Origin of the sequence: Streptomyces apricus (genome assembly GCF_008369065.1) — a bacterium.
GTDB classification, from domain to species: Bacteria; Actinomycetota; Actinomycetes; order Streptomycetales; family Streptomycetaceae; genus Streptomyces; species Streptomyces apricus.
Genome location: NZ_VDFC01000040.1, coordinates 767,783 through 776,945, shown reverse-complemented (window position 1 = coordinate 776,945; position 9,163 = coordinate 767,783). Strand labels below are relative to the sequence as shown.

The following is a 9,163-nucleotide window of genomic DNA, read 5'->3' as shown; positions in this document are numbered from 1 at the left end:
TCACCGATCCCCACCCGCGTCCCCCCGGCCCCGGGGGCCCACGCGGTCAGCGTCACCACATCCCCGTCCTCCAGGAACGCCCGCTTCCCGGAGGGCAGTTCGAGCGCGTCCCGCCCGTTCCAGGTCAGCTCCAGCAGCGAGCCCCGTTCGCGCTCCGAGACCCCGCTCACGGTGCCCGACCCGTACAGGTCACCGGTGCGCAGCGACGCCCCGTTGACCGTCATGTGCGCGAGCTGCTGGGCCGCCGTCCAGTACATCGTGGAGAAGGGCGGCTCGGACACCACATGCCCGTTGACGGCGACGGAGATGCGCAGGTCGTAGCCGCCCGGCTCCTCGCCGGCGTCGTCCAGGTAGGGCAGGAGGGGGTGCGTGCGGGCAGGGGGCGCCACCCGCGCGTCCTCCAGCGCGTCGAGCGGGGTGATCCAGGCCGACACCGACGTGGCGAAGGACTTGCCGAGGAAGGGGCCGAGCGGGACGTACTCCCAGGCCTGGAGGTCGCGCGCGGACCAGTCGTTGAGGAGGCAGAGCCCGAAGACGTGGTCGCGGAAGCCGCTCAGCGGGACCGGCGTGCCCATCGCGGAGGGCGTGCCGACGACGAAGCCGACCTCCGCCTCGATGTCCAGCCGGACGGACGGGCCGAAGACCGGCGCCGGGTCCGCCGGGGCCTTGCGCTGGCCGGACGGGCGTACGACGTCGGTCCCGGAGACCACGACGGTGCCCGACCGCCCGTGGTAGCCGATCGGCAGGTGCTTCCAGTTGGGGGTGAGCGAGTCCTCCGCGTCGGGGCGGAAGATCTGCCCGACGTTGCGGGCGTGGTTCTCGGAGGCGTAGAAGTCGACGTAGTCGGCGACCTCGAAGGGCAGGTGCAGGGTCACCTCGGAGAGCGGGTGCAGCAGGGACGCGACGACCTCGCGGTGCGCGGGCACCGTCACCCACGCGGTGAGCGCCCGCCGCACGTCCGACCAGGCCGTGCGGCCGGCCGCGAGGAGCGGGTTCAGCGACGGCCGGGCCAGCAGGGAGGCGTACGGGGAGCCGAGCGCGACCGCGGCGGCGCCCGCGTCGAGGACGTGGTCGCCCAGCCGGACGCCCACCCTCCGCCGACCGGAGCCCGTGGAGCCCGTGGATTCCGTGGAGCCCTCCACGGCGTCCTCCGCGGAGCCGTTCAGGGAGAAGACGCCGTACGGAAGATTGTGCGGGCCGAAGGGATCGCCCTCGGAGACATCGAAGGGGGGCATGGGGTGCTGCCTCGCTTTCCGTGTGGGTGCAGCACACGTTACGGGGAAGGGGCGCACGAGGGCAGTGCCTAAAGAGTTCGTAATGTCCGATTAAGGGTGGGGTGACGGGGTGGGTCCGGGTCCGGGGAAGTGCAGGACACGTGGGGGGACCCGTGGCCAGAAGCTCTGCCGGTGCGCGCCTGCACCCGGACCGGGACGTGCCCGGCCTGATCGTGAAGTTCGGCGACTACCCGCTGCACCACGGCGGGGTCGGCGCGATCCGCAGCCTCGGACGGCTGGGCGTGCCGATGTACGCGATCACCGAGGACAGGTACACGCCCGCCGCGGTCTCGCGTCATCTGCGGCACGCGTTCGTCTGGCCGACCACGGGCACCGAGGAGCCGGCGCGGCTCGTCGACGGGCTGCTGCGGGTCGGCCGCCGGATCGGCCGTCCCGCCGTCCTGATCCCGACCGACGAGGAGGCCGCGGTCCTGATCGCCGAGCACCAGGCGGAGCTCACGGGCCGCTTCCTCTTCCCGGCGGTGCGGGCCGGGCTCCCGCGGCGCCTGGCCAGCAAGCAGGGCCTGCACGAACTCTGCGTGGAGCACGGCGTACCCAGCCCGGAGGCGGTCTTCCCGGAGTCGTACGGGGAGATCGAGGACTTCGCGGCGAAGGCGAGGTTCCCGCTCGTCGCGAAGAACCGGGAGGCCTTCGTGCGCCGCGTGCGGCCGGCCGTGCCCGGGACGACCCGCATCGCCACCCCCGAGGGCCTGCTGCGGCTGGCCCGCGGCTGGGGCGAGCACCCCGGCGTGATCCTCCAGGAGTACCTGCCGCGGGAGGAGGCGGAGGACTGGATCGTGCACGCGTACTTCGACGCCGACTCGGCGCCGCTCGCGATGTTCACGGGCGTCAAGGTCCGCTCCTGGCCCCCGCACGCGGGGATGACGGCGAACGCGTACGTCGTCGACAACCCGGAGCTGGCGGACCTGGCCGCACGGTTCGTCAAGCAGATCGGGTTCAGCGGGGTCGTCGACCTCGACCTGCGCTTCGACCGCCGCGACGGCCGGTACAAGCTGCTCGACTTCAATCCGCGGATGGGCGCCCAGTTCCGGCTCTTCGAGAACGCGCCGGGGATCGACGTCGTGCGCGCCCTGCACCTCGACCTGACCGGCCGCCCCGTCCCGGAGGGGGAACAGCTCGCGGGGCGGCGCTACGTCGTGGAGAACATCGACCTGCCCGCCCTGCTCGCCTACCGCCGCAGCGGCTACACGACGCCGCACGCCCCGGCCCGCGCCAGCGGTACGGAGCTGGCGTGGCTGGCGGCCGACGACCTGCGCCCGTTCTTCACGATGCTCGCGCGCTTCGTGCGGCCCGGCGCGAAGCACCTGTACCAACTGTGGCGGGCGGGCCGCGGTGCCCGGGTGGCGCCGGGCCACCGCTGAGCACGACGGCCCGCACAGGGGCCGCGCAATGTACGGAGTGGTGTCCTGGGGAGGGGACTTCGTGATGGATCCGGTGGCAGTGATCGGTGCCGGGCCTTTCGGCCTGTCCACCGCCGCGCATCTGACGGCGCGCGGCATTCCGGTACGGGTGTTCGGCGATCCCATGGTGAGCTGGCGGGCGAACATGCCCGCCGGAATGCTCCTCAAGTCGACCCCGGCCGCCTCGAACATCGACGCGCCGCAGGCCGGGCACGGCCTCGTCGACTACTGCGACGCGGCCGGCGTGCCCCGCCTCGTCACGGACGAGGACATCATCCCGGTCGAGACCTTCGTGGCGTACGGGGAGTGGTTCCGGCAGCGGCTCGTGCCGGAGCTGGAGCGGGKGCGCGTCGTCTCGGTCGACCGGCGTACCGGCGGCCCCGGCCCGGCGGGCTTCGAACTCAAGCTGGACTCGGGGAAGGTGTTCGCCGCGCGGGCGGTCGTCGTGGCGACGGGCCTGTCCGGTCTGGCGCACCTGCCCGCCGAACTCGCCGCGGCCGTGCCCGACGGACCCTCGCCCGAGGGGCCCGTCTCGCACAGCTCGCAACTGAACGACCTGTCGCGGTTCGCCGGGAGGGAACTGATCGTCGTCGGCGCCGGCCAGTCCGCCCTGGAGACGGCGGCGCTCGCCGCGGAGGCCGGCGCACAGGTGCGTGTGGTGGCGCGCGGAAAGGGGTCTGTCGCGTTCGGCGCGCCCCCCTGGGAGCAACCGCGGCTGCGCCCCGCGTCCCCCTTCGGCCGGGCCTGGTCCCTGTGGGCCCTCACCTACCACCCGCAGCCGTACCGCCATCTGCCGCCCGCGGCCCGGCACTTCCTCGTCCGCCGGGTCCTCGGGCCGCTCGGCGCCTGGTGGCTGCGCCCGCGGTTCGAGGGAAAGGTACAGGTCAGCGAGGTGTCACGGATCACCCGCGTCACCGGCGCGACCGACGGGCGCCCGGTCCTCACCGTCCAGACCCCCGGCGGCCGCCTCCAGGAGCTCTCCGCCGACCACGTCGTCGCCGCCACCGGCTACCGGGTGGACCTCGCGGCGCTGGGCTTCCTCGGCCCCGGGGTGCGGGCACGGCTGGCGGTGAGCCGCGGAACGCCCAGGCTGGGCGCCGGTTTCAGCTCGTCGGTACCCGGGCTGTACTTCACGGGACTGCCGGCCGCCGCGTCGTACGGGCCGGTCATGCGGTTCGTGTGCGGGACGGAGTTCGCCTCGCCGAGGCTGGTCCGGCACCTCGCGGGACGGCACTGCTGACCCATCCGGAACGGCGCGCGGGGAGGGGCGCGCGAGCGGTCGGCGGGGTGGCCGATTTGTCATGGGATCTACCCCGACAGCAGGGGCCGGAAGGGGCGTACGCCGACGCGTGGGGCGGCCGGGGTGCCGTACGACGTCCGGTTCCCGTCGAGTCGCTGGGGCATTCGATCCGTATTCTCTGATCATGGCCCCACCGAATGCATATTCACTCATCGCCACTGACCTGGACGGGACGCTGCTGCGCGGCGACGACACCCTCTCGGACCGGTCGCGTGCCGCGCTGGCGATGGCGGTCGGGGCAGGCGCCCACCACCTCGTGGTGACGGGGCGTCCCGCTCCGCGCGTGCGCCCGCTGCTGGACGAACTGGGCGGTGGGGGGCTCGCGGTGTGCGGCCAGGGCGCGCAGCTGTACGACGCCGGCGCGCACCGCATGGTGTGGTCCGTCACCCTCGAACGGGAACTGGCCGAAGTGGCCCTCGGCAAGATCGAGGCGGAGGTCGGCGAGGTGTACGCGGCCGTCGACCAGGACGGTGTGGACGGTCTCACCCTCATCGAACCGGGCTACGAGATGCCGCACCCGACGCTCCCGGCGGTACGGGTGCGCCGGCGCGACGACCTCTGGACGCGGCCCATCAGCAAGGTGCTGCTGCGCCACCCCCGGCTGTCCGACGACGAGTTGGCGTCCGTCGCCCGGGGGGTGGTGGGCTCCCTCGCCACCGTGACGATGTCCGGTCCCGGCACCGTCGAACTCCAGCCATGCGGCATCACGAAGGCGACGGGGCTCGCGCTGGCCGCCGAGCGGCTGGGCCTGACGTCCGCCCAGACCGTCGCCTTCGGGGACATGCCCAACGACATCCCCATGTTCGACTGGGCGGCGCGCGGGGTGGCGATGGCCGACGCGCACCCCGAACTGAAGGCCGTGGCCGACGAGATCACCCTCTCGAACGAGGACGACGGCATCGCGGTGGTCCTGGAGCGGATGTTCGCCGGCGCCGCGGCCGGTGGCGGCATCGGCGCCGGCGTCCGTCGGTAGGACCCGAATCGGTAAGCCCCGAATCAGTAGGCCCCGAAGACGTTGTCGATGGAGCCGTACCGGTCCGCGGCGTAGTTGCACGCGGCCGTGATGTTGGCGACCGGGTCGAAGGGGTCCAGCGAGGTGCCGGGCACGTGGTACGCCGTGAAGGTGGGGTCGATGACCTGGAGGAGCCCCTTGGACGGCGTACCGGCGACAGCGTTGGAGTCCCAGTTGTTCATGGCCTGCGGGTTGCCCGAGGACTCCCGGAGGATGTTGCGGTGGATGCCGTCGTAGGTGCCCGGGATGCCCTGCTGGGCCATGACGTCCAGCGACTCGCGGATCCAGCCGTCGAGGTCGTCCGTGTAGGTCTTCGCGGTGGCCGGGGCGGCGGTGGAGGCCGTGGTCGCCGCGGCCGTCTTCGCCGTGCCGGCGGGGGCGCCGGCGTTCTTCGTGCCCACGGTCAGTTCCAGGCCCGGGCGGATGAGCGCCGGGTCGTCGCCGATGACCGCGCGGTTGGCCTTGTAGAGCTTCTTCCAGCCGCCCGTGGAGTGCGACTTGGCGATCTTCGTCAGGGTGTCGCCCTCGGCCACCTGGTAGGTGACCAGCGAGACCTGCGGGACCGCGGTCGCTGCAGTCGGGGCCGCCTGGGCGGCGTGGGCGCCGGTGGCCCCCACGAGGGGGAGCGCGAGCGCGGCACCGCCGGTCCCCGCGGCGACGATGCCGCGGGTGAGGGTGCTCGTTCGGGGACGGCGGTGCTTGCCTCGTGAGGCCATGACGCATTCCTCTCCGGCGCCTACGAGGTGAGCTGTCGGGTTCGGGCGGGAGCTGCCCGGCCGCGTGCTGGACGCGACTGCACCCCTAGCCGTTCCGGGATCCGGACCGGCGACTTACCTGGGTTCCCCGCTCCTGCCGTACGCGAGTGAATGGGTGACTGGAATTCCCGGGCGGCGGCAGGATTAGGCGGTCCGTCCGGAATGACGTGAACGTATGCGAGAGCACATGCGGCTAACAAGCCCTGCATTCGCGTCGCGGAGTGAATGACCAGCTCGAAAGCGCGTCTATTCCTTGATCTATTCGGAATGCAAGGTTCAACTTGCTTTACGCAAAGGGCAGTCGACGGACGGGACAAAACGATCACTTCGGGCGGACGTGACCCAATTCACGGTTGCGGTCCGGGAATTAGGGAATCCAGTGGTCAATTCGGTCATAAATGCATCTTCGGGGCGTTCCGAAGTGCGGAATCCGACGGTCCGCGGGGAGGGGTGCCGGGGAGGGCGCGGGACGCGTCGCGCCCACGCGCGCGTGGCGCTTGTTTCCGCCGCCGCGGGGAACGCGGAAGACCTCGCGTCCGGAGCGCATCCGTCGCGCGGGCGGAACCGGAACATGTCGTCGTCCACCTGTCGGTGATCCTCCGGTGACCCGGTGTGACACCGGGGCGTCCGAGTCGCCGACGGGGCAAAAGGGACCAGGCGGAGTGTGTCCGGCAGGGTGAGGGCAGGTGACGGGCGGGCGCTCATCGTGATCGAAAGACGACCGGATACGCTGACTTGAGTGCCGGCAGCGACACATCGACAAACACCTACACCACCCAGCGCACCCAGAGCATCCAGAGACCGCCGTTGAGAGCGTCAGCAGACAGGAGACCCTCGTGACCGTCGTCGGGCCGTTCGGGCTGAGCGTGCGGGACCAGGCTCTCGAAGCCGATGTCCAGGCCGCACTGGCGGCTGTCGAGGAGGGACTGCTCGAAGCCACCAAGAGCGAGGTCCCGTTCATCACGGAGGCCGCGCAGCACCTCGTGCGCGCGGGCGGCAAGCGGTTCCGGCCGCTGCTCGTGATGCTCGCCGCCCAGTTCGGCGACCCGTACGCGCCGGGCGTCGTGCCCTCCGCGGTCGTGGTCGAGCTGACCCACCTCGCCACGCTGTACCACGACGACGTGATGGACGAGGCGGACGTGCGCCGCGGGGTGCCCAGCGCCAACAGCCGCTGGGGCAACTCGGTGGCGGTGCTCACCGGCGACTTCCTCTTCGCGCGCGCCTCGCACATCCTGGCCGACCTGGGCCCCGAGGCCGTACGCATCCAGGCGGAGGCCTTCGAACGGCTGGTCACCGGCCAGATCCTGGAGACCGCGGGACCGCGCGACGGCCGCGACCCGGTCGAGCACTACATGGACGTGCTCGGCGGCAAGACCGGCTCGCTGATCGCGGTGGCCGGACGCTTCGGCGCGATGATGTCGGGCGCCGACGAGACGGTGGTCGACGTGCTGACGCAGTACGGGGAGCGGCTCGGCGTCGCCTTCCAGCTCGCCGACGACGTGCTGGACATCGCGAGCGACTCGCACGAGTCCGGCAAGACGCCGGGCACCGACCTGCGCGAGGGCATCCCGACGATGCCGGTGCTGCGGCTGCGCGAGCGCGTGGAGCGGCTGGGGCTCGCGGAGGACATCGCCCTGTCCGAGCTGCTCGCGTCGGACCTGACGGACGACGACCGGCATGCGGAGGCGCTCGCCAAGCTGCGCGTCCACCCCGCGCTGGAGCAGGCGCGCCGCGACACCGTGCGGTACGCGGAGGACGCCCGCGCCACCCTGGCACCGCTCCCGGAGTGCGACGCGAAGGCGGCCCTGGTGGAGCTGTGCGACGCGGTGGTGCACCGCGCGGGCTGACCCGCGCGTCCCCCGCTCCCTCCGCTGTCTCCCTGCCCCCGTCTCCCGCTCCCCGTCCGGCGCTCCCGGCGCGACCCCTACGGGTCGGGGGAGGCGCGGCCCGGCCGTGTCATACCCCAGGTGTACACGGAGTTGGCTCCGAGGTCTGACGCTTTAGCGCGTCCGATTTGGTCAGATGGACAACACCACTTCACAGGAGTTCGGGTGACAATGGCGGCCAGGGGTGGACGAGTGCGAGGACGGTAAGCCGCCGCCGACGACGGAGGTAGGGCACACATGGCACCGTACGAATCCGACGACAGCACGACCGGGGACGAGGCCGACGACATGCGCGCCGGCCGGCGCAAGGCGACGCGGTACGTCGTCCCCGTCGCGGTGGTGGGGCTGGCGGCGGCGACCATCGGGCTGGTCCCGGCGTTCGCGGGCTCGGGCGATCCCGACCTGCCGGAGGTCAGCGCCCAGCAGCTCATCGAGAAGATCGCCGCCTCGGACGTGCAGCAGCTGTCCGGCACGGTGAAGATCAGCACGGACCTGGGCCTGCCGGACCTCGGCGGCCTGGAGAACAGCCTCGGCGGTGCGGCCGCCGGCGGCCGCGGCGGCTCGGGATCGTCCGCGGACCCGTCGTCCAAGCTGCTGGAGCTGGCCTCCGGCACGCACACGCTGCGGGTCGCCTCCGACGGCGAGGACAAGCAGAAGCTGTCGCTCCTCGACAAGGCCGCCGAGTACAGCGTGATCCACAACGGCGACGAGGTGTGGGCGTACGACAGCGCGTCGAACGAGGTCTACCACACCGACGAGGCCGCCTCCGGGTCGGCCGACTCCTCCGGGAAGGGTTCCGGGGACGGGCCGAAGGACAGGTCGAAGGACCTGCCGGCCACGCCCAAGGACCTGGCCGAGGAGGCCCTGAAGGCGGCCGACGGCACGACGTCCGTGACCGTCGACGGCACGGCGCAGGTCGCCGGCCGTGACGCCTACAAGCTGCTGATCAAGCCGAAGCAGTCCGGTTCGACGGTCGGCGCGATCTCCGTGGCCGTGGACGCGAAGACCGGTCTGCCGCTCAAGTTCACGCTCACCCCGGCGAGCGGCGGCGCGGCCGTCGTCGACGCGGGCTTCACCGAGGTCTCGTTCTCCAAGCCGGCCGCGTCCACCTTCGACTTCGAGCCGCCCAAGGGCGCGAAGGTCACCGAGGGCGACGAGCCGGCGGCCCGGGACCACGCCGACAAGGGCGACAAGGGCGGGAAGAGTGGCAAGGGGCTTCCCGGGGGCACCGAGGGCCCGGGCGAGGAGTTCCAGGGCCTGAACGTGATCGGTGAGGGCTGGAACTCCATCGCCCGGTTCGACACGGGCGGCGAGGGCCTGCCGACCCAGGAGGCCGGCGGCGACGCGGGCCGGTTCCTGGAGTCGCTGGGCGACCAGGTCAGCGGCCGCTTCGGCTCGGGCACGGTCTTCTCGACCCGCCTGGTGAACGCGCTGATCACGGACGACGGCAAGGTCTACGCGGGCGCGGTCACCAAGGACGCGCTGGTGAAGGCGGCCAACGAGGCGAAGTAGCCC

7 protein-coding genes and 1 riboswitch are annotated in these 9,163 nt (G+C 72.2%); of the genes, 5 read left to right on the top strand and 2 right to left on the bottom strand.

Annotation, left to right across the window (positions count from 1 at the left end):
* Nucleotides 1–1,235, bottom strand: a 1,235-nt coding sequence (gene fahA / locus FGF04_RS16515) for a fumarylacetoacetase (protein WP_149512307.1), incomplete at its 3' end; no start/stop codon positions are given.
* Between the two features lie 152 nt (nt 1,236–1,387).
* On the opposite strand from fahA, the gene FGF04_RS16510 reads away from it, so the two are divergent.
* From FGF04_RS16510 to FGF04_RS16500, 3 genes are all read left to right on the top strand, one after another.
* Complete coding sequence (locus tag FGF04_RS16510) at nt 1,388–2,656, top strand: carboxylate--amine ligase (RefSeq protein WP_149512034.1); 1,269 nt, start codon at nt 1,388–1,390, stop codon at nt 2,654–2,656.
* A 61-nt stretch (nt 2,657–2,717) separates the two neighbouring features.
* Entirely contained in the window at nt 2,718–3,935 is a 1,218-nt protein-coding gene (locus FGF04_RS16505) for an NAD(P)-binding domain-containing protein (RefSeq protein WP_149512033.1), read from the top strand.
* A gap of 184 nt (nt 3,936–4,119) precedes the next feature.
* Nucleotides 4,120–4,968, top strand: a complete 849-nt coding sequence (locus FGF04_RS16500) for an HAD family hydrolase (protein WP_149512032.1) — start codon at nt 4,120–4,122, stop codon at nt 4,966–4,968.
* A gap of 23 nt (nt 4,969–4,991) precedes the next feature.
* Here the strand turns inward: FGF04_RS16500 and FGF04_RS16495 are convergent, their stop codons facing one another.
* Entirely contained in the window at nt 4,992–5,723 is a 732-nt protein-coding gene (locus tag FGF04_RS16495; RefSeq protein ID WP_149512031.1) for a LysM peptidoglycan-binding domain-containing protein, read from the bottom strand.
* A gap of 2 nt (nt 5,724–5,725) precedes the next feature.
* A riboswitch (cyclic di-AMP (ydaO/yuaA leader) is annotated at nt 5,726–5,890 on the bottom strand.
* A 708-nt stretch (nt 5,891–6,598) separates the two neighbouring features.
* Here FGF04_RS16495 and FGF04_RS16490 point away from each other — a divergent pair.
* Both FGF04_RS16490 and FGF04_RS16485 read left to right on the top strand, forming a co-directional pair.
* Nucleotides 6,599–7,609, top strand: a complete 1,011-nt coding sequence (locus tag FGF04_RS16490; RefSeq protein WP_149512030.1) for a polyprenyl synthetase family protein — start codon at nt 6,599–6,601, stop codon at nt 7,607–7,609.
* 276 nt (nt 7,610–7,885) lie between these two features.
* Entirely contained in the window at nt 7,886–9,160 is a 1,275-nt protein-coding gene (locus tag FGF04_RS16485; RefSeq protein WP_149512029.1) for a LolA family protein, read from the top strand.
* Nucleotides 9,161–9,163: the final 3 nt, after the last annotated feature.